23 protein-coding genes are annotated in these 20849 nt (G+C 42.7%); 17 read left to right on the plus strand and 6 right to left on the minus strand.

Features of this window, described 5'->3' with window-relative positions; translation table 11 throughout:
* Nucleotides 1–36 precede the first annotated feature (36 nt).
* Nucleotides 37–1680, plus strand: coding sequence for a phosphoethanolamine transferase (locus JJQ94_RS16220; protein ID WP_099028773.1), 1644 nt, complete (start codon nt 37–39; stop codon nt 1678–1680).
* Nucleotides 1670–2050, plus strand: a complete 381-nt coding sequence (locus tag JJQ94_RS16225) for a diacylglycerol kinase (protein WP_069022338.1) — start codon at nt 1670–1672, stop codon at nt 2048–2050. The genes JJQ94_RS16220 and JJQ94_RS16225 overlap by 11 nt, the downstream gene beginning before the upstream one ends.
* A 67-nt stretch (nt 2051–2117) precedes the next feature.
* On the opposite strand, the gene JJQ94_RS16230 is transcribed toward JJQ94_RS16225, so the two are convergent.
* Entirely contained in the window at nt 2118–3353 is a 1236-nt protein-coding gene (locus tag JJQ94_RS16230; protein ID WP_099028774.1) for a DEAD/DEAH box helicase, read from the minus strand.
* A gap of 280 nt (nt 3354–3633) precedes the next feature.
* Here JJQ94_RS16230 and JJQ94_RS16235 point away from each other — a divergent pair, with 280 nt between their 5' ends.
* Together JJQ94_RS16235 and JJQ94_RS16240 are read left to right on the plus strand one after the other, a co-directional pair.
* Complete coding sequence (locus JJQ94_RS16235) at nt 3634–4446, plus strand: hypothetical protein (RefSeq protein ID WP_099028775.1); 813 nt, start codon at nt 3634–3636, stop codon at nt 4444–4446.
* A gap of 229 nt (nt 4447–4675) precedes the next feature.
* Nucleotides 4676–4960 carry a hypothetical protein gene (locus JJQ94_RS16240; RefSeq protein ID WP_099028776.1) on the plus strand — a complete coding sequence of 95 codons (285 nt, stop codon included), beginning with the start codon at nt 4676–4678 and terminating at the stop codon, nt 4958–4960.
* Between the two features lie 39 nt (nt 4961–4999).
* Here JJQ94_RS16240 and JJQ94_RS16245 read toward each other — a convergent pair whose 3' ends face one another.
* Nucleotides 5000–5434 carry an exonuclease III gene (locus tag JJQ94_RS16245; RefSeq protein ID WP_099028777.1) on the minus strand — a complete coding sequence of 145 codons (435 nt, stop codon included), beginning with the start codon at nt 5432–5434 and terminating at the stop codon, nt 5000–5002.
* 265 nt (nt 5435–5699) lie between these two features.
* Here JJQ94_RS16245 and xthA point away from each other — a divergent pair, with 265 nt between their 5' ends.
* The 3 genes from xthA to rlmA all read left to right on the plus strand — a co-directional run bounded on the left by xthA (nt 5700) and on the right by rlmA (nt 8011).
* A complete protein-coding gene (gene xthA / locus JJQ94_RS16250) occupies nt 5700–6509 on the plus strand; it encodes an exodeoxyribonuclease III (RefSeq protein ID WP_010373922.1) in 810 nt (269 codons plus the stop codon).
* 81 nt (nt 6510–6590) lie between these two features.
* Entirely contained in the window at nt 6591–7214 is a 624-nt protein-coding gene (locus tag JJQ94_RS16255) for an energy-coupling factor ABC transporter permease (protein ID WP_045989339.1), read from the plus strand.
* Nucleotides 7211–8011 (plus strand): 23S rRNA (guanine(745)-N(1))-methyltransferase, encoded by an 801-nt coding sequence (gene rlmA / locus JJQ94_RS16260; protein WP_099028778.1) that lies wholly within the window; start codon nt 7211–7213, stop codon nt 8009–8011. The genes JJQ94_RS16255 and rlmA overlap by 4 nt, the downstream gene beginning before the upstream one ends.
* 67 nt (nt 8012–8078) lie before the next feature.
* Here rlmA and yfbV read toward each other — a convergent pair whose 3' ends face one another.
* On the minus strand, nt 8079–8525 hold the full coding sequence (gene yfbV, locus JJQ94_RS16265) for a terminus macrodomain insulation protein YfbV (protein WP_010605045.1): 447 nt from the start codon (nt 8523–8525) through the stop codon (nt 8079–8081).
* 152 nt (nt 8526–8677) lie between these two features.
* Between yfbV and JJQ94_RS16270 the strand changes: the two genes are divergently transcribed.
* The 7 genes from JJQ94_RS16270 (at nt 8678) to JJQ94_RS16300 (ending at nt 15230) form a co-directional block, all read left to right on the plus strand.
* Complete coding sequence (locus tag JJQ94_RS16270) at nt 8678–9877, plus strand: acetate kinase (protein ID WP_099028779.1); 1200 nt, start codon at nt 8678–8680, stop codon at nt 9875–9877.
* A gap of 2 nt (nt 9878–9879) precedes the next feature.
* Nucleotides 9880–12027, plus strand: coding sequence for a phosphate acetyltransferase (gene pta / locus JJQ94_RS16275; RefSeq protein ID WP_026001076.1), 2148 nt, complete (start codon nt 9880–9882; stop codon nt 12025–12027).
* Nucleotides 12028–12184: 157 nt separating this feature from the next.
* The gene (locus tag JJQ94_RS16280) at nt 12185–12565 is read left to right on the plus strand and encodes an ACT domain-containing protein (RefSeq protein ID WP_099028780.1); all 381 of its coding nucleotides are present in this window, start codon (nt 12185–12187) and stop codon (nt 12563–12565) included.
* Entirely contained in the window at nt 12562–13074 is a 513-nt protein-coding gene (locus tag JJQ94_RS16285) for a PTS glucose transporter subunit IIA (protein ID WP_099028781.1), read from the plus strand. Before JJQ94_RS16280 ends, JJQ94_RS16285 begins: the two co-directional genes overlap by 4 nt.
* A complete protein-coding gene (locus tag JJQ94_RS16290) occupies nt 13071–13418 on the plus strand; it encodes an ArsC family reductase (protein ID WP_039497426.1) in 348 nt (115 codons plus the stop codon). The genes JJQ94_RS16285 and JJQ94_RS16290 overlap by 4 nt, the downstream gene beginning before the upstream one ends.
* A complete protein-coding gene (gene dapE / locus JJQ94_RS16295; RefSeq protein WP_099028782.1) occupies nt 13418–14545 on the plus strand; it encodes a succinyl-diaminopimelate desuccinylase in 1128 nt (375 codons plus the stop codon). Before JJQ94_RS16290 ends, dapE begins: the two co-directional genes overlap by 1 nt.
* Complete coding sequence (locus JJQ94_RS16300) at nt 14538–15230, plus strand: M15 family metallopeptidase (protein WP_099028783.1); 693 nt, start codon at nt 14538–14540, stop codon at nt 15228–15230. Before dapE ends, JJQ94_RS16300 begins: the two co-directional genes overlap by 8 nt.
* 42 nt (nt 15231–15272) lie before the next feature.
* Here JJQ94_RS16300 and JJQ94_RS16305 read toward each other — a convergent pair whose 3' ends face one another.
* On the minus strand, nt 15273–16160 hold the full coding sequence (locus JJQ94_RS16305) for an NAD(P)-dependent oxidoreductase (RefSeq protein ID WP_039497421.1): 888 nt from the start codon (nt 16158–16160) through the stop codon (nt 15273–15275).
* 128 nt (nt 16161–16288) lie between these two features.
* Here JJQ94_RS16305 and JJQ94_RS16310 point away from each other — a divergent pair, with 128 nt between their 5' ends.
* Both JJQ94_RS16310 and JJQ94_RS16315 read left to right on the plus strand, forming a co-directional pair.
* Nucleotides 16289–16804, plus strand: coding sequence for a glutathione peroxidase (locus JJQ94_RS16310; RefSeq protein ID WP_099028784.1), 516 nt, complete (start codon nt 16289–16291; stop codon nt 16802–16804).
* On the plus strand, nt 16770–17750 hold the full coding sequence (locus JJQ94_RS16315; protein WP_099028785.1) for a 2-hydroxyacid dehydrogenase: 981 nt from the start codon (nt 16770–16772) through the stop codon (nt 17748–17750). The genes JJQ94_RS16310 and JJQ94_RS16315 overlap by 35 nt, the downstream gene beginning before the upstream one ends.
* A gap of 77 nt (nt 17751–17827) precedes the next feature.
* Here the strand turns inward: JJQ94_RS16315 and JJQ94_RS16320 are convergent, their stop codons facing one another.
* Nucleotides 17828–18415 (minus strand): MlaC/ttg2D family ABC transporter substrate-binding protein, encoded by a 588-nt coding sequence (locus JJQ94_RS16320; protein ID WP_010373895.1) that lies wholly within the window; start codon nt 18413–18415, stop codon nt 17828–17830.
* 322 nt (nt 18416–18737) lie between these two features.
* Nucleotides 18738–19718: a zinc-binding dehydrogenase gene (locus tag JJQ94_RS16325; RefSeq protein ID WP_236596496.1), complete on the minus strand. Its 981-nt coding sequence runs from the start codon at nt 19716–19718 to the stop codon at nt 18738–18740.
* A gap of 155 nt (nt 19719–19873) precedes the next feature.
* On the opposite strand from JJQ94_RS16325, the gene JJQ94_RS16330 reads away from it, so the two are divergent.
* Nucleotides 19874–20845 (plus strand): LysR substrate-binding domain-containing protein, encoded by a 972-nt coding sequence (locus tag JJQ94_RS16330; RefSeq protein WP_099028787.1) that lies wholly within the window; start codon nt 19874–19876, stop codon nt 20843–20845.
* Nucleotides 20846–20849 lie beyond the last annotated feature (4 nt).

A 20849-nucleotide genomic window follows, 5' to 3' on the forward strand; every position in this document is an offset into this window, starting at 1 on the left:
ATAACTTAGTTTTTATTTTCTCGTCAGGAGTTGGATATGTTTAAATTTTTAAAACATATCTCCCCATCAAGCTATACCAGCCTGATGGTTCTCGCCACACTTTATTGTACCATTGCTTTTAATAGCCTATTTATTATCAAAGTCTTTAATGTTTCTACAATACAGGACTGGTCCGATTGGCTATTTTTAGCGTCTGTCCCTATGCTTTTGTTTTTCATGACACTGTTACTATTTAGTTGGTTTTCTTTAATCACCTTTGTACGGCCTTTTTTATTTATCACCATTGTGCTATCCAGTGTGTTGCTATACGCATCAATAAACTACGGCGTCATATTTGATAAAAGCATGATGCAAAACGTTATTGAAACAGACACGGGGGAAGCATTTTCATATTTAAATATAAATCTAGTTCTTTTCGTACTAACTTTGGGTTTAATTCCTGCTTATTTAATGACAAAAAACAAAATCAGGCAGCCACTAAAGCAAAGACTAAAATCCTTTATTCTCATTAATTTTGTTTCAATTACCTTCATCTCTTTGATAGCCTTTAGCTTTTATCAAAACTATGCCTCCGTTGGTAGAAACAATAAAGAAGTCGCAAGCTATATCACGCCATTTTCATTTTATATTGCAGGATATAAATACCTGAGAGATAACTATTTTTATCCTCCATTACCATTTCGATTACTAGATAAAACACCTGCTTTAGCTTCCAAGTCAGGTGCTAATATTACCGTTGTCGTTGTTGGTGAAACTGCACGTGCAAGCAACTTTTCACATGGAGGCTATAAAATAGATACTAACGAATACACTAAACAGGACGGCATCAAATATTTCAGTAACATGTCATCTTGTGGCACAGCGACAGCAATTTCAGTACCCTGTATGTTTTCACGGCTAGATAGAGCACATTACAATAGCCGTCTTGCTCAGAGCCAAGATAACGTGCTTGATGTGATCCACAGGGCTGGCGCCGAAGTGTTTTGGATAGACAATAATAGTAGTTGTAAAGGTGTATGTAATCGGGTTGAGAATTATCGGATTGATACTAACAAGGATAACCCGCTGTGCGACGGTAAGTATTGCTTTGATGAGGTACTAATCCCATCACTTATGACTACCATAAACAACGCGCAAACAAGCAATATTGTTGTTGTCTTACATATGATTGGCTCGCATGGCCCAACTTATTACCGCCGCTACCCTAAAACGCAGCAAAAATTCCTCCCAGATTGCCAGCGTAGCGATATCCAAAATTGTACGCCTCAAGAATTAGTGAACACCTATGACAATACCATCGCTTACACAGATTTAGTGTTGCACAAAATCATTACACAACTGTCTTCGTTAGACGCAGAAACAGTCAACATGCTCTATGTTTCCGATCATGGCGAATCACTTGGTGAAACCGGATTATATTTACATGGCTTTCCATATCGTCTAGCACCTAAAGAGCAAACTCAGATCCCGATGATTTACTGGAGTAACCGCCTAACAAATAAAAACTATAGTGGTTGCATTGACGCTGTAAAACAGCAACCCCTTTCCCATGACAATATCTACGATACGTTACTTGGCTTAACCCAAGTTAATTCGAAAACCTATCAGTCTAAAAATGACATATTCGCAACCTGTCGAACTCAATTACTCGCAAATAATGGAGAAACTAATGCATTTTGATAACACCAATAAGCCGACTGGAGCAAAACGACTATTGCTGGCGCTTGGACACTCATTTAGAGCGTTTAATTGGCTCACAAAAAATGAATCCGCCTTTCGGCAAGAGCTTATTCTACTGCTGGTTACTATCATTTTGCTATTTACACTTGAACTTTCACTCTATGAGCGCGTTATGTTGTTTTGTGCAACGCTGTTTGTGATGTTTGCAGAGATAGTGAATACCGCTATTGAAGCAACAATTGATAGAGTCGGTTTAGAAATCCATCCACTGTCGGGGCTTGCCAAGGACTTGGGCTCTGCTGGCGTGTTGATCGCGATTATCGTTTTTATCTGCATCTGGGGCAGCTGTTTATATCAAAACCTCTACTAGCAAATAATGGCCAATGAAGCTTATGTTTGGATGAGAGAAGCCAAACATAAGCTTTAGCGCTAAGCCATTACTTCCTTCTACGTTTGCTTCTTGTTCCTAGAATACGCTTTTTGTCTCTTTGCTTCTTAGACTTACCAGAATTACGGCGAGTGTCTTTAGGCTCTTTGGTTAAATCAGGTTCATAGCCTGGCAGCCATTGCGGCGCAAATCGCTCATCTAAGAAAATTTCTATTTCTTCTAGTAGCCACTGTTCATCAATACTCACAAGCGAAGTAGCTTGGCCGTTTTGTCCAGCACGACCACTACGGCCGATACGGTGCACATAGTCTTCAGCAACATAGGGTAACTCAGCATTGAAGACATAGTTTAGCGAGTCAATGTCAATGCCACGAGCTGCTACATCCGTTGCGACCAAGACGCGAATTTCACCTGATTTGAATTGAGATAGCGCTTTGTCACGCGCACCTTGGGACTTATCACCGTGGATCGCTGCGGTTTTAAGGCCATCCTTATTCAATTCTTTTGCGTAGCTATCAGCACTATTTTTTGTGCGAGTAAACACCAGTACCTGATGCCAATTATTTTTGCCAATCAAGTGGGAGATCAATTCACGTTTGCGATCTTCGTCTACCGAATAGAAAGTTTGCGTAACTGTGCTTGCGGTGCTGTTCTGGGATTCAACACCTACTCGTTTAGGGTCGTTCAACCAAGGCTTTACTTGGGATAACACAGCATCGTCAACCGTAGCTGAAAATAGCAACGTTTGACGCTTAAGCGGCATAGTGCGCATGATCCGCTTAATTTCCCCCATAAACCCCATATCTAACATGCGATCTGCTTCATCGAAGACCAAGTGTTGAATATTTTTGAGTGTTAATGTGCCTTTGATTAGGTGGTCAAGTAAACGCCCTGGCGTCGCAACCACTATGTCAACACCCGCTCTTAAGCGCTTTTCTTGCGGGCCAATATTTGCACCGCCATATAAGCACACGACATTTAAGTTGGTGTTCACCACTAACTTTTCAGTATGCTCTGCAACCTGCTGTGCCAGCTCACGAGTCGGCGTTAGTATCAATGCCCTAACCGATTTCTCACCTTGCGTGGCGCCTATCAGCATGGAGTGCAAAATAGGTAGCATGAAGGCAGCAGTCTTACCGGTTCCAGTTTGGGCACTTGCAATTAAATCAAAACCACTGAGCAGAAGTGGAATACTCTTTTCTTGAATTGGCGTGGGTGAGGCAAATCCAAGCTCAGTAATTGCGCTTAGTAGGTGCGGGTGAAGTTGTAACTCGCTAAATGTCATTGGAGATCAGTGTCTATTATCAAAATTGTGCAGATTATAGCAAAGGATTGTAAGGAAAAAAGTGGGAGATAGTTTTATTAAGCTAAACAGTAAAGGCTATTAACTGATACTATTTTAAGAATCTAATTAAAGTAAACAACTCATTATTAGATAAAAAAGAACAAAACTATTTATAGCTTAGACTTGACAAACGCTCATCTTGAAACAAAATTGTAAACCAGGTTAACCAGAAGTTCTCCTATTTAAATATTACGATTATTAATTTAAAAAAGGATTTAATATGAAATATCTGTTTTCACCTGTCATTATGGCAGCACTTTTGTTCTCTAGTTTGACCTTCGCTATGAATGATAATACTACAATTTATCTCACTGAAAACGGGATTAAAGGAGTTATTCAGACTCAACATAGCGTTAAAACAGAGTCGTTTGATCAGAAAGGCATGCATTCTCCAATCGAGTTTTCAGTATCCAATAACTTGCTTGATACTATTTCCGCATCTATCAAATATCAAGGCAATCACTATGCTTTGTTACTCAATCAAGTTAAAAAACAAGTTAAGATAACTGGTACTGATATCAATAATAAACCTCTTATTAATACCCCAGCACTTCGTGCCGACATAAAGAATATGCTACATGACGTAGAGCTTAATAGTGGTTTGATTATGAAAAGCCAATCAACTCTAGATAACGAGTCGAAACTTACACTCTTAAAATTCTTCGAATTTTTATCTACCTATCCATTAGGTGAATCAATTGATCAGCAAATAGAGAGCAAAATCAGTGCACAAGACTGGACTGATCTCTGTGCGTATATGGGTAAATCAAAGACTGCTGTTTGGGATATTACCAACTCGTCTGTAAAGACAAAAAATTATATCGTCGGTGGTCATGGCTTTTGTGCAGCTAGATGTGGTGCGGGTTGTCCAATGTTTGGTGATGGTCAATATACCCAAGATTGCTTGAATCACGATGCCTGTGCCGATGTTGAAGGTGAGCAACTAGGTGTATGTGCCGACGAATGGACTTCAGCCTCAGACGACTTTTGGTTTTCTCCTGACTGTACAACTCCACCACCCTCATTACGTTAAAATAATAATTTTTGGCTGGTTTCTGTCTGTTTTGCAAGCGAGATAACTACATCCATATAGGCAAGGAAAAAATTTTGCTATTTAGTTGTTCTAAATGAGAAGGTTTTAATGCAGTTAGCGTCGGATATACGCCTTCAAATTGAGCATGTATTAAGTGAAATCGGTATTATCAGCTTAGGTTAATCTATCGGGCGCACAATCACCTGAAATGACTAATAAGGAAATGTTCATGTCACAACAAAGATTGAAGCTATTAACGATAAGCCTTTGCTTAATAGCCTTTACACCTTTGCTTGGTTTACTTTTTGCGGAGCTTATCGTTGAAATTCTTCACTGCCATGTTGCAGAAAGTGCTAGTTCAGATTGTATCGTCGCCGGCTATGATTTTGGTATGCCACTGGCCATTTTATACACAGGTGGTTGGGTAAGTATGATTACTACCCCTGTTGCGGGCTTGGCTGCTTTAGTTTGTTACATCAAATACCGTGATGCAAAACTAAATAACAACCAATAAAAAAGGGGCTGAACGCCCCTTCTATTCGCATCAATTTGATTAAATTGCTGCGTTTCTGAATTCTTTAACAAATTGCTTAACAGGCATATCATTACAACGTAAGTTGCGAACCTGTTGGTTATTCAAACGTAGGTGATTAACGCCGTGACGTACTGCATCTAAGCATAACTCAGTTGCGGTATCTGATTTTTCAGCGATTAGCTCCACTTTCTTTTCTTGCTTTTGCGAGCGCTTTGCCGCTTTTGCAAACTCACGAATATCTTCACCATTGCAGTGGATGCTTGGTGAGAAGCGAGAAATAAATAGGCCTAGTGATGCAGCTTCTTTACGTGCTGCACTGAATCCTTGCTCTGCTGCAACAGCACATACTTTCGTCGCTGGTGATGCGTCAGCTTGAGTGAACTCAACCTGTGAAGCGAAAGCCGTTGTAGAAACCAAAGAAACAAGACCAAAGAAAGAGAGAGATTTAAGCATAATATACCCCAATTGAACGATTCGGCGCGGATTATAATTACAACGACGAATAAGTAAACAGCTAAATCATGCAATTTTGGTTATTTAATGATCTATTTACACTAAACTAAAATCCTCGTTATCCTCTCGCTAAACTTGTGCAAAATTTAACAACTGCCAACATGCTTCTCAGCTGACTAAAGAAGTAATTTCACCCAAGCGCTGACCCTCTCGTTTTTAAGTGATAAACTTTGCCAAATAACAGCAAGAATCTAAAGAGAGCGCTATGAAAATTGTTTCGTTTAATATAAACGGCCTCAGAGCTAGACTGCATCAATTACAGGCATTGATTGAAAAACACCAACCTGATGTTATTGGACTGCAAGAAATTAAAGTCCATGACGAAGCTTTTCCTATCGACGATGTAGAAGCACTTGGCTACCATGTTTACTTCCATGGTCAAAAGGCGCATTACGGTGTGGCACTACTCTCCAAGAAACCTGCAAAAGCTATCCAAAAAGGCTTCGCAACGGATACTGAAGAATCACAACGTCGCATGATCAGCGGTACGTTTGAAAGTGATTCAGGTAACGAAGTTACCGTTATGAATGGTTACTTCCCTCAAGGTGATAACATCAGCCATGAAACTAAATTTCCGTATAAAAGACAATTTTATGCAGATCTCATGACCCACTTAAATGACTTTGCCGATCCTCAATCTAACCTTGTTGTCATGGGCGATATTAATATTTCTCCACTGGATGCGGATATTGGTATTGGTGAGCAAAACCGCAAGCGTTGGTTAAAGACGGGTAAGTGCTCGTTCCAACCAGAAGAGCGCGAGTGGTTAAAAACACTGCTAGATTGGGGCTTTAAAGATACATTTAGAGTGCTGACACCTGATGCAACCGAAAAATATTCGTGGTTTGATTACCGCTCAAAAGGGTTTGATGATAACCGTGGTCTACGCATAGATGTGGTTTTAGCAACCGCTCCATTAACTGCGAAATGTATCGAAAGTGACATAGATTACGAATTGAGAGGAATTGATAAGCCCTCGGATCACGCACCAATTTGGGCAACTTTCGACATTTAATCGTCTGCTTTTTCCGCCGAGACTGTGAATACAGTGCTCGGCATAGAGCAAAATCACTAATTTTAAAAACTGGATAGAAACGTGACGTTTATCGCTGCCCTTGGGTTATTTTTACTCAGTTTTCATCGCAAAGAATACCAGCAATTACTACAAGTCCCAGCCAGACAAACCGGCGTATTAAGTTGTGCGGTTGTCCTCACGCTACTGTGGCAAATAAAAGCAGGCATTTTACCTGAGCTGAACATTCATATTCTTGGAATAACCGCAGTAACGTTAATTTTAGGTTGGCGGCTGGGTGCGTTGAGTGCGACTTTGGCCTGTCTCGTCCATAGTTACTTTAGTGCTTTTACCTTGGTGGAGTTTGGTAATTTTTGGCTGTTCACAGCACTGATACCTGTCTACTTAAGCTATGGACTTTTTGCCCTTTGCTATCATCATTTACCGCGGCACTTTTTCGTTTATATTTTTGTTTGTGCGTTTATTTTCGCAGGTACGGTGGGCTGTTTAAAGATACTTCTAAGCGCGTTCTATTATTATGCAATCGATGCCTATACTTGGTATCAGTTGGCAGACAATTATCTCCATTTTGCCGTAATAATGTGGTTCCCTGAAGCCATGTTAAATGGCATGGCCATCACCTTACTCATTACATATCGCCCACATTGGGTAAAAACTTTTTTTGATAGGGAATACTTAGACAAATGATCTCCCACTACCGCTGTCCACTGTGTAAACTGCCTTTATATCAAGGCGGTGCAAGCTACAGCTGCAATAATAATCATCAATTTGATATTGCCAAAGAAGGCTATGTCAACTTACTACCCGTGCAAAATAAAAAATCAAAACAGCCGGGCGACAACCAAGAAATGGTTGCAGCGCGTCGGGCATTCTTCGAAACCGATAATTATCACTTTCTACGTGATAGGCTTGCACAAATTGTCTCTGAAAAAGCGCCGGCTACCCTGCTGGACTTAGGATGTGGTGAAGGCTTTTACACCCATGAAATCGCAAATCGCTGCGAGAATGCCAAAGTCTACGGGGTCGATATCGCAAAGCCTGCTGTCCGCTATGCAGCTAAACGCTATCCTCAAGTAGAATTTAGCGTAGCCTCCATCAAAGAGGCTCCTTTTGAAAATGAATTTGCAGATGTGATTGTGAGTATTTTTGCGCCAGTGTTCGCCGAGGAACTCGCCCGCCTATGCAAACCATCAGGCAGTTTGTATGTCGTCTCACCTGGTGAACACCATCTATTCGAACTCAAGTCGCTTATTTACGACAATGTAAAGCTACACAAGGCACCAGAAATACCACAAGGGTTTGAATTGGTTGAACGAACTAAATTACAACAAACACACAAAATGGAATTTGAGTGTGTTGAACACTTAATCATGATGACGCCATTTGCATGGAAATTTAAGCAACAACACATGGACAGGTTACAAAAGATGGATCATATCGAAATTACGCTCTCGTTTTTGATAAACGAATATCAGCGCAAGTAACACAGCATCAGATCACCAATTATGATCAAATCGCTGCCTACTAGCTTGGTAGGCAAGCAAACAGAAACTACAGATTTTCTTGCGTAAACGCTTTGTCCATTTTATCAAACATATCTTTTAGCAATCTCGCTAAATCTCTGTATCTAGGCTTTCTTGAGGACAGGGGCGCATCGTAGCCATTGGCAACCATCTTTTGATGCAGTTCTGTATACCAAGAGTATAAAGCCGGATTTAACGGCGTTTCAGCTCTTTTACCAAGCCACAATAATCCTTGGACAGGAAGCGATAAAAAGAATAAAGCAATCGCAATGGCTTGCGGCAAATATTGAAAACCCAATTGGCTGGTCTGCAAAAACAGGGTAAACACCGCCAGCATAGGCATTGTATTTAAAGCAAGTTCTGTCGCCTTGATCACCCTAAATTCGGGGAACAACGGTGCTAATTCCTTGCGCATAGGCCACTCTTTCGAGTATTGACGTCCAAGTTGCACTTGCGAAATAAGACTTTTTTGCATCATAACTCCTAGGTGCTAACTTTTATATAAAAAATGAGGTAAAATCGACGTCTTTACTGTCAACTATACCTTAGTCTAAATGCGTAGCTTATATGCGCTATAGCTTTAAGCTTAATACGCAATAACTGTTATTGTCAAAACGGAAAGTCATTATGTCATCTCAGCATGTTTTGGTTCTTAATTGTGGAAGCTCCAGTCTTAAGTTTGCGATCATCGATAACGCAACGGGAGAGGAGATATTATCAGGTCTGGCTGAACGCCTAGCTGAACAATCACCACAAATTAAATATAAGTTCCAAGGCAACAAGGAAATCGTGCCCCTCAATAGTGGTGACGCGCACCAAGTTGCGATCACAACGCTTGTAAAACTCATTAAAGATCTCGCGTTAGACGCAAATCTTGTTGCTGTCGGCCACCGCGTGGTACACGGCGGTGAGCGCTTCACACAATCTGTCATTATCGATGACTCCGTTATCACTGCTATCCAAGAAACGGCTAGTCTGGCACCTTTACACAATCCAGCTAACCTACTTGGGATCCGAGCAGCCCAAGCCGCATTTGCGCACCTACCGCAAGTTGCTGTCTTTGATACGGCTTTCCATCAAAGTATGGATCAAACGGCTTATCTTTATGCCCTACCTTATTCACTATATCGTGAACATGGTGTTAGACGCTACGGTTTCCACGGCACCAGCCATGCTTATGTATCGGCGCAAGCCATTGAGATTTTAGGCTTAAAAGATAAGCCATCTCGTATTATTACCGCACACTTAGGCAATGGTTGTTCCGTTACCGCGATTAAAGACGGTAAATCGGTGGACACCAGCATGGGCTTAACTCCATTAGAGGGTCTAGTGATGGGCACCCGAAGTGGTGATATTGATCCGGGCTTGTTCTCGTTTTTAGTTAACCACCTGAACTATTCAACACAGCAAATTGACACTTTGTTGAATAAACAAAGTGGCCTTTTAGGTATTAGTGAGCTTTCTAACGATTGCCGAACGATTGAAGAAGCTGCGCAGGAAAACCACCCCCAAGCAACACTGGCGCTTGATATTTTCTGTTATCGTTTAGCCAAACAAATTGCTAGCTTCTTGGTACCACTAAACGGTTTAGATGCACTTGTATTTACCGGTGGAATTGGCGAAAACTCTGACGTTATCCGTGAAAAAGTAGTGAACCAGCTTAACTTCCTTGGCATGCATATCAATAAAGAGCGTAATCTCAACGCACGCTTTGGTAATCAAGGTGTGATCACTGATGAATCTCACTCTCCTGTCGCCATGGTCATCCCAACCAATGAAGAATGGGTGATTGCTAACGACGCAGCCACGCTTGCTAAAGGAGTGTAATGATGGGTCGTCGTATTATGCTTATTCCTATTTCAACGGGCGTTGGTTTGACGTCGGTGTCTGTGGGAATAGTTCGAGCACTGGAACAAAAAGCAGTAAAAGTAAACTTCTTTAAGCCAATCGCACAACCTCGTAAAGATGAAGTTGGCCCTGAAAAGTCAACACTCATCGTTCAGCAAGGTTCTACCATTGCCCCACCCACGCCATTTGAGCTGAGCTACGCTGAGCAAATGATAGGTGATGGTAAAGGCGATGACCTGTTAGAAGAAATTGTGGAGCGCTTTGAAGGCACTGTACAAGACGATGAAGTTGCCATCATTGAAGGAATGGTTCCCACCCGTCGTCAACCTTACGCTGGCCGTGTAAACCGCGAGATTGCGCAAACATTAGGTGCAGATATCGTGTTTGTCTTAACGCCGGGTAATGACTCTATCGACGAGCTTGAAGACCGCTTAGAGATTGCCGCTGGCAATTATGGCGGTGTAAACCACCCTCGCGTATTGGGTTGTATTTTCAATAAAGTGAATGCACCGCTGGATGAAGATGGCAGAGCGCGCGCTGATCTGGTTGATCAATACAAACCAGAAGAGCTCGAAAACGAAATGAACCGTTTGGCATCGCTGCCTATTTTCAGAAAACATCCATTTCAACTTTTAGGTGCCATTCCATGGGACTTTGACTTAGTAGCACCGCGAGTTATCGACTTAAGCAATTATTTAAAAGCCGAAATCATCAATGCTGGTGATATGGAGCACCGTCGTCTGCGCCGTGTTACTTTCTGTGCAAGAACGGTATCGAACATTCTTAACCACTTTACGCCAGGTGCCCTGTTGGTTACTCCGGGCGATCGGTCGGATATCCTAGTCGCAGCGTGTTTGTCGGCCATGAATGGCACCAAGATTGGCGCTATCTTGTTAACTGGTGGATTCAAACCAGAAGAGAAGATCATGACCTTATGTGAGCAAGCGATGGATACAGGTCTGCCTATCCTTGCTACTGAGGCTGATACTTGGCGCACTTCTTTGCTATTACACAATTTCAATATGGAAGTACCAAGCGATGATGAGCAGCGCATCGAGCGCGTAAAGCAGCACAACGCCCGTCACATCGATAGCGAGTGGCTGGAAAGTTTGGCCAAAGGGGTCGCAAAAACCCGCAAACTCTCCCCTCCTGCGTTTCGTTACCTGCTAACTGATTTAGCTAGACGAGCAAGCAAAACCATTGTGCTGCCTGAAGGTAATGAGCCTAGAACGATTAAGGCTGCTGCTATCTGTGGTGCGCGAAACATCGCTAAAACCGTACTACTTGGAGACAGAGAAGAGATTGAACGTATCGCCCAACAACAAGGTGTTGAGCTTAATGAAAACGTAACTATCTTATCTCCTGAAGAAGAGCTGCAAAAGTACATTGCGCCTATGGTTGAGCTACGTAAAAACAAAGGCCTAACCGAGGTTGTTGCGGCAGAGCAACTGCAAGATAACGTCGTGCTCGGCACCATGATGTTAGCCGAAGGCCAAGTTGATGGCTTAGTATCTGGTGCGGTAAATACCACAGCTAATACTATTCGCCCACCATTGCAGTTAATCAAAACGGCACCAGGCGCGTCGTTGGTAAGCTCAGTATTTTTCATGTTGCTACCGGACCAAGTGCTAGTATACGGCGACTGTGCAATTAATCCAGATCCAACGGCAGAGCAGTTAGCAGATATTGCAATTCAATCTGCAGATTCCGCTGCAGCATTCGGCATTGAGCCTCGCGTTGCCATGATCAGTTACAGCACAGGAACATCTGGACAAGGTGCAGATGTAGAAAAAGTGCGAGAAGCCACAGAGATCGCACAAAAGAAACGCCCTGATCTCGATATTGACGGGCCGCTGCAATACGATGCCGCCATTATGGAAAATGTCGCACGTAAAAAAGCGCCAAACAGCAAAGTTGCTGGTAAAGCAACGGTATTTGTCTTCCCAGATTTAAATACAGGTAACACCACATACAAGGCGGTGCAGCGAAGTGCTGAACTTGTCAGCATCGGACCTATGTTACAAGGTATGCGTAAGCCTGTTAACGACCTAAGTCGCGGGGCTTTGGTTGATGACATAGTATACACCATTGCCTTGACTGCTATTCAGGCAACACAAATCGAAGAATAATCTTTATACCAAGGGCTCAATGCGTGAGCCCTTTTCTTTTGCACCTCACTAATCCTTTCTTTTGCCTAGAATTCGGGCGAACGCTCTGGTCTTTAAATTGACTTCGCTATAATATGAATTATACCAATTGGTATTTTTCCACAAACAAGGGTTGGTAATGTCAAAGCAAACGCTGCAACTGCTCAAACAAGAATTTACGATACATAGCTTGGATTGCGATGATGCTGTTCCGCAAGCGGTGTTAAACAGTGAAATCTTTTTTATTGCCAAAACTGAGGATGAACTCTCTATCGTTTGCGCGTCAGATATCGCAGTCAGTAGCCTCGCGGCAGAAAGCCATTGGAGAGCACTAGAAGTCGTTGGCCCGCTGGGGTTTTCGCTGACGGGGATTATGGCAAATCTTTCTGGTGTGCTAGCAAAGTCCAACGTCTCTATCTTCACCTTATCAACATACGATACCGATTACATTCTGGTAAAAGAAAGCCAAATCCAGCAGGCAATGCAAGCGCTTAAAAAAGATGGGTATTTATTACTTTGATTGAACTCTCACCACAAATCCAATATCGGCCAATATCCCAAATCGCGAACCCTATTGCGCATATTCCAAGTCCTTTTTCTGGCAAAGTCTTACCGCTAAGTACGCATCCAAACGCGGCGATTGCGTCAGGTATGTTAGGGATTGGCGTTTGCGTGCAAATGCGCGTACCTCTGTTGCTATCTCCTTGTAATGGAAAACTTATTCAGATCAGGAAAAATAACTGCGAATACATTTTACACGCCAATAACGGCTTAAAAATGTTACTGAGCTTAGAAGTCGGCAATGAGTTTGCCAAGCCCGAATATCTCAAAGCAAACAGCTTTGGCAAAACCACGATAAAGCTTGGAGAGCCGCTATGCTTTTATGATATTCCTCTCAGTGAAGCAAAAACTATGGCCGCCATTGTGCTACTCAATGCACAAAAGCTTGGTGCGTGTTATTATCCTTTAAAACAAGTATCTGCGGCCAAAGAGCCGATAATCACAATTGCAAGGGCGTGTGCTTTATGACAATTACCATGTATGGGATCAGCAACTGCGATACCATTAAAAAAGCCAAAAAATATCTTCAAGACAACAATATCGAATTCACCTTTCACGACTACCGCAAAGATGGATTAGACGAAGCTCTGCTCACCGCTTTTATTGACCAGCTAGGCTGGGAAAACGTGTTAAACAAGCGCGGAACGACTTACCGAGCCCTTAGCGAAGAACAAAAACAAAACCTTGATGCGCAATCGGCGAAACAACACCTTTTGGCGGCACCAGCCATGATAAAGCGCCCTATTTTGCAGTACCAAGGTCAATATCACTTGGGTTTTAAAGCTGCACAGTATGATGAGATTTTTGCCTAATGAGCGAAGTAGTTAAGCTCGCTCAAGCTCTGATCCAAAGGGCTTCTGTTACACCTGATGATGCTGGTTGCCAACAATTAATGAATGAACGCTTGGCAAAGCTTGGCTTTACCATCGAAGAACACTTCTTTGTTGATACGCTCAATACGTGGGCACGAAAAGGCGACCGCGGACCACATTTTTGCTTTGCTGGACACACAGATGTAGTACCGGTTGGCGACGAGAGCCAATGGCAGCACCCGCCATTTGCTGCAGTGATTGAAAATGACATGTTACATGGCCGCGGGGCTGCTGACATGAAAGGCTCACTTGCAGCTATGGTCGTGGCAACGGAGAGATTTATCGAAAAGCATCCCAACCACAAAGGATCATTGTCTTTTTTGATAACCTCTGATGAGGAAGGCCCTTTCGTGAACGGCACAACTCGAGTTGTAGATTTATTAGAAGCCCGAAACGAAAAAATTGATATGTGCTTGGTCGGTGAACCTTCATCACGCCATGAGCTTGGCGACGTAGTAAAAAATGGTCGTCGCGGTTCACTCACCGGACACCTAAAAGTGATTGGAAAACAAGGTCACGTAGCTTACCCTCATCTCGCTAAAAACCCCATTCACTTGTCTGCGGCGGCGATTGCTGAACTCAGTCAGACCGAATGGGATCAAGGGAATACATTTTTCCCCGCAACAAGCTTCCAAGTTTCCAATATCAATGGCGGAACTGGGGCTGGCAATGTGATACCAGGCTCCCTGCAAGTACAGTTTAACTTTCGCTTTAGCACCGAAGTTACAGCCGATGAGCTCAAACAACGTGTTATTACTATTCTAGACAAGCATCAACTTGATTATGAGCTTAATTGGATACTGAATGGCTTACCGTTTTTAACTGAGCCAGGTCCATTGCTTGATGTGACGATTGCAGCCATCAAAGAAGTGACGGGAAGGCAAACCACACCGGAAACTTCTGGTGGCACATCGGATGGCCGATTTATTGCCCAAACGGGATGTAAGGTGATTGAGCTTGGCCCCATCAATGCCACAATCCATCAAGTCGATGAATGCGTGAGTTGCAAAGACCTAGATCAATTAGCCTTAGTCTATGAAAAGATCTTGGAGAAGTTACTTGCCTAGCAGCTATATGCTTACAAGCGCTGAATGTAGCGCTTGTGGCGTCAACGAATCACATCTGGCTTTTTACCATGGTCGCCATGTGCATAGCGCGATAGTATCCGATCTCAATGCCCTCTCACAAGCTGCAAAAAAGGCAGGTTTTGAGTTTTACATGGCGTCCGCATATCGAGGATTTGAAAGGCAAAAAGCGATTTGGAATAGCAAGTTTACGATGCGCCGTCCTGTTTTTGATATCACTAACCAAGAGATAGAACTGAGTAATCTCTCAGACATCGACAAAGTAAAAGCAATTATGTTGTTCTCCGCTCTACCTGGTGCTAGTCGCCACCATTTGGGTACTGATCTGGATGTGTTCGCCAAAAACCTTGTACCTACAGGACAATCACTACAACTAGAACCATGGGAGTACCAGCAAGATGGACATCAGCACGAATTTTCGCTGTGGCTTGATGCGCATTTAGCAACTTTTGGTTTCTACCGGCCTTATGATTGTTATCGAGGGGGAGTTGCTGCGGAGCCTTGGCATATTAGCCACCAGCTAACGGCATCAAAACTTGCCACGTTGCAGTCCGTTGATGCGATTGATGCCGTGCTGAAACGCAGCGATATCAAAGGTAAAGACGCAATACTGACAAATCTAAGCGCACTACATCAGCAATTTATCACCAATGTAGCGCATCCTTAACGACTGATCCGAGCTTAAGTTACTTAGACTAGAAAGGAAAGGTTATTTGTTTTTGTCGTGGATAGCGTCAAGCCTAGCCAGTAGACTTGAGGTATCAAAACGGTTGCCGCCAAGCGCTTGAACATCCGCATAATATTGATCAACCAGTGCAGTAAGCGCCAAATTTGCACCGTTACTTCTTGACTCGTCTAGCGCAATGCCTAAATCTTTTCTCATCCAATCGACCGCAAAACCAAAGTCATATTCGCCCGCTAACATGGTTTTATAACGATTCTCCATTTGCCAAGAGCCAGCTGCACCCTTAGCAATCGTTTCAATCACTTTTTCACCATCAAGACCCGCTTTCTTGGCGAAGTGCAAGCCTTCTGCGAGCCCTTGCACCACGCCTGCGATACAAATCTGATTGACCATTTTACACAACTGCCCTGCACCCACTTCTCCAATTAATTGGCTAAAACGAGCAAACGCGGCCATGATTGGCTGCGCTTTAACAAACGTACTTTCGTCTCCTCCAACCATCACCGTCAACACGCCATTTTCTGCACCAGCCTGACCACCAGATACTGGGGCATCTAAAAATTCAACTTGTAATTTCTTGGCTTCTTGCGCTATTTCACGGGCAACTTTTGCAGACGTTGTAGTATGGTCAACTATCACAGCTCCCGGCTTTACTCCCGCTAATACGCCACTTTCGCCATATACGACTGAGCGTAAATCGTCATCATTGCCAACACACATAAACACAAAATCACAATCAGTCGCTGCATCTTTAGGTGTAACTGCAAAGTTGCCAGCATACTCAGCGGCCCATTTTTCGGCTTTGCTGGTGGTACGATTGTATACCGTGACTTGGTAACCCGCCTTCTGCAAATGCCCAGCCATTGGATACCCCATGACGCCTAATCCTATAAATGCGACTTTCACTGACATATTTCTGTCCTATTTCGTTGTTATCTTAATAAGAATGGAGTTTTTATACCCGAGCACCTCTGTCATAGCAAATGAAAAAACCGCTTTGATACCGAATAACATGAATAAATCACACGGAGCCTGAAAGGATGGAGAATATTTATCGTTTTAGTGCACAACTTATTGATGGCCAAGTTTTGCCATTACAGTCTCTGGCGGGAAGACCGCTATTGATCGTTAACATTGCGAGTAAATGTAGCTTTGCTCCGCAACTGTCTGCACTTGAAAAGCTATACAGCAAATACAAACCTTTTGGATTTGAGGTATTGGCCTTTCCTTGTAACCAGTTCGGTCGCAATGAACCACTTGAAGATGAAATGCTTAAAGAGTTTTACAATACACATTTCAATTTAAGCTTTAAGATCTTTACTAAAACACAAGTCAACGGACCTGATGCACACCCATTATTTAGCTATTTAAAATCTCATACCCGTGGTATCGCGCAAAACCGCGCAATTAAATGGAATTTTACCAAGTTTCTAATAAACTCTGAAGGCATGCTAATATCAAGATATGCCCCAAGAACAAAACCAGAAACGCTTAAGTCAGTGATAGAGAGCCACATTAATCATGAGAATCGCCCTATTCAGTTCGCAAAACTATGAAGTGCCGTTTTTTGAGCAAGCCGTAAATTCCTACTCTGAACTTGAAATAAGTTTTATTAGTGAGTCACTCAATGAAAAAACGGTTTCGCTGTGCCAGCACTATGACGCGGTTTGTGTATTTGTAAACGATACTGTAAATGCGCAAGTGATTGATAAACTGGCTGACTATGGCGTTAAAACCATCGCCCTACGCTGCGCAGGTTTCAATAACGTTGATATTCAACAGGCAAAACAGCGTGACATAAATGTTGTCCGTGTTCCAGCCTACAGCCCAGAAGCGGTTGCAGAGCACTGTATCGCATTGATGCTAACGCTCAGCCGCAAGACACATAAGGCCTACAATCGAGTTCGAGAAGATAACTTTGATCTCAACGGCTTACTTGGTTTTAATATTTATAATAAAACGGTCGGTATTATCGGCTGTGGCAAAATTGGCCAAGCCTTAGTCAGCATCTTGAACGGCTTTGGTGCCAATGTGCTGGTTTATGACCCGAACATAGGAGAAGGCCCCTATACTTTGGTCTCTCTAGATATCTTACTAGCACAATCGGATATTATTAGCCTGCACTGTCCACTTAATGAACATACCCATCATATTATTGATGATGCTGCGTTTGCCAAAATGAAAGTGGGTGTAATGCTTATTAACACCAGTAGAGGCGCCTTGTTAGATAGCAAAGCCTGTATCGCCGCGCTCAAGTCTAAACGACTCGGTTACCTCGGCTTAGATGTGTATGAGCAAGAGTCAGAGCTATTTTTTAAAAACCACAGTGAAGAAATAATTCAAGACGATGTTTTCTCGCGTTTGGTTAGCTTCCCCAATGTACTAGTTACAGGGCATCAAGGCTTCTTTACCAAAGAAGCACTAAAACAAATTGCAACAATAACCTGTGAAAACCTCGACGCAGCAAGACTTGAAAAACCACTGATAAACCAAGTAGTCTGATTTCAGAACCAAAAAAAGAGCATATCAATCATGATATGCTCTTTTGGTTACTTCAAAGTCGGGGGAAGTAATTTGATTTATGCTTTACTCTTCAATTCAGCCGTAACCTGAGCTAAACCTACTTCTGAAATTCTCATCGTGATCTCTTTTTGCTTAGCACTCAATAAAGAAATACCTTCAGCAACCATGTCATATACCTTCCAGTCTCCATCTTTGCTTTGACGAAACTTGAAATGCATATCTATATCTGGTTTTGACTGCTCTCTTATTACCACCTTAACCGTCGCAAAATCAGCACCATCAGAAACCGGTAACTCTTCAAACAATACGTCTTGGCCTTTGTACTGTAAAAGTGCATTAGCGTAGGTAGATACAAGATAGTTATCAACCGCACCAATAAACTCGATGGCTTCGTCTCTTTTTAGCCCTTTAATATGTTTACCAAGCAATTTAAAAGATACAAACTTCACATCGATGTGTGGCATCAAGCGACTACGTACTATACCCTTCATCTGAGTTTCAGTTGCCTTGCCATCTTGATTAACCGTTTTTATATCAGCAAATAGCTTATCGCCAACTTGGTTAATTAACTCATAAGGTGTGTCATTCGCAAACGCGACACCTGAGAAGATGAGAAAACTGAAGATAACAAGTAACTTTTTCATTGTTTAATCCTTATTAAACTGATGACACTAGTCTATCCAATTTGACGAGTGCAAATAAACATATCAATTCGCACCAAATTGATGCCCCTCCGACATCAATTAACGCAATGTAAAATTTCGCCTTGCGATGACAATGACTCTTTATGAAGTCGTAAAGAAAAGACGTATTCCCTTCATGGCGAGGCCTGCAGGAAAGTATACGGTGTTCAAACGATGAAAAATGTCAGAAATTGTATCAATTTATTTGGACGCTGAGCCTAGCGAATACAGCCAAGCTCAGTATTGTTGCGTAAAGGGGATAAATTATTGTTGCTAGTGGGGACTACAGTTTCATATCCGCCGCAAAAAACGTGATGTTATCGTTGCTTTCTAGCTTTTTCAGCGTTTCAATTAACGCATCATGCCGTGGTGAGATAGATTCAAGTTGCTGCAAAGTAATTTCATTTTTTTCAAGCTTTTCAGCCAGGGTATTGCCAATGAATGCCATTCTCTGCTGCGCACAAACACTATTGGAAAGCCAACTGCCACACAAAGAAACGATGCCTATGTTTGGCGCTTTCTTCATTAAGATGTGTTGCTCAATAGCAGGTAATCCCGCTAAGCAGCTTACTCGACCACAAAATATCAAATGCGAAATCAATTGTTGGGTATGTGTACCTGTTAAATCTAGTGCGCCTTGCACCTCTGCTGCACCAAAATGAAGCTGCAGGGCATCGGCTAAACCGGCAAAATCAGACTGGGTATACACGAGATCCGCACCTAGCTTTTCAAGCAGCTTTTTATATTTGGACTCGGAACATACCGCCACCCCAAGCCCCACCTGTTTGGCAAATTGTATTGCCATTTGACCAACCGGATGATGGGCAGATTCGATTAAAACCGTATCACCAGCATTTAACTGAAGCTTAAATAGCGCAATCAATGCACACATAGCAGGTGCGATTGCCGCTGAGGCGAGCTTACCATCAACATTTTCTGGCAGTACAGTAAGTGCGTGACTTGGCACTAAGGCAAATTCACTCATCGTGCCTTGCTCTCGAATGTCACCATGCCAAAAAACCCGTGTACCAGGCTCGGGGAATCCCGTTTTACATGCTTTTTCCACAACACCCACAGCGTCAACACCAAACACTCTATTCGGTGTTTCTTCACAGGGACAATTGGCCACTTTGGTATCGATAAAGCTTAAACCAACGTATTCAACTTTGACCAAGACTTGATCATCGGTTGCCTCAGGTAAGTTAATTTGTCCCTGCTCGAAGGTAAGTCCATTTGTGTGATTGAATCGGACTGCTTTCATCATATGCCTTTGCGTTATGTTAAAAATAAAGTAGTGAGACTAAATTCATTAAACCATTGTTAGCATTTTGCCACAACTTTATTAGTGTAAATATGCCCCTCGCAATTCCAATTGTTTAGTGTCACAATGGCATCAGTCTTAGTGAACTTTCTCGCATTATGGATATTAGCAGCAGATTATTAATCTTTTTAGACGTTGTGGAACGTGGTTCCTTTGCCAGTGCTGCACAACTGAGAAATATCGATCGCTCTGTCATTTCTAAGCAGATGACCAAGCTGGAAGAAGAACTCGGTGTAAGATTAATGAATCGTACAACTCGTTCTTTCTCGCTCACCTCTGCAGGTTCCGAGATGGTAAAAAAAGCAGAAGAGCTAAGGCTGCTACTAAACGACACTCAGCGCATCGCACAGAATTATCACACCGAACCTAAAGGTTTACTTAAAATTGCCAGCTCTACTGTGGTGGGTCGACGTTATGTGCAACCTGTTATCAATGACTTTCAGAAACGTTTCCCCCACGTCGAGGTTGAGCTTAGGCTTGAAGACAGACTCGTGGACTTAGTGGGTGAAGGCTTTGATTTAGCTTTTCGTGTCGGCGAGCCTAAAGATTCATCGCTTATCGCCCGCAGAATTGCACGCAATCGATTGCTCATATTAGCAAGCCCAACGTTCTTAAAAACCCATGGCACGCCAAGTTCGCTTGAGGCGCTCAGCGAATTACCTGCGGCAACCTACGCAAGCGATGCATTAAGGTTTACCAGTATCACCTATCAAGACGAGCAAGGCATCGAACAACAAATGCCTGTAAAGAGTATCTTCAGAACCAACGACGGAGATACATTGATGGAAAGTGTACTGTCTGGTACTTGTTATATTGTTGCACCAGCCTTTTTAGTCGGTAAAGAAATTACTGAAGGCAAATTACAACCCATTTTAACTAATACAAAACTAGTCGATTTTGCAGCGATGTATGCGCTCTACCCTCATCGTGATTTACCGGTCAGGACAAGGCTGTTTCTTGATGCATTCAGGACGTATATCGGTGAAGAAACACCAATTTGGGAAACAGAGATCCCTGGGTTCGAAAAAATGTATGGCTTCATCCCACCTAAACCCATGTTAACCTTCTAGTCGA

It is taken from the genome of Pseudoalteromonas sp. GCY, assembly GCF_016695175.1.
In the GTDB taxonomy this organism is placed as follows: Bacteria; Pseudomonadota; Gammaproteobacteria; order Enterobacterales; family Alteromonadaceae; genus Pseudoalteromonas.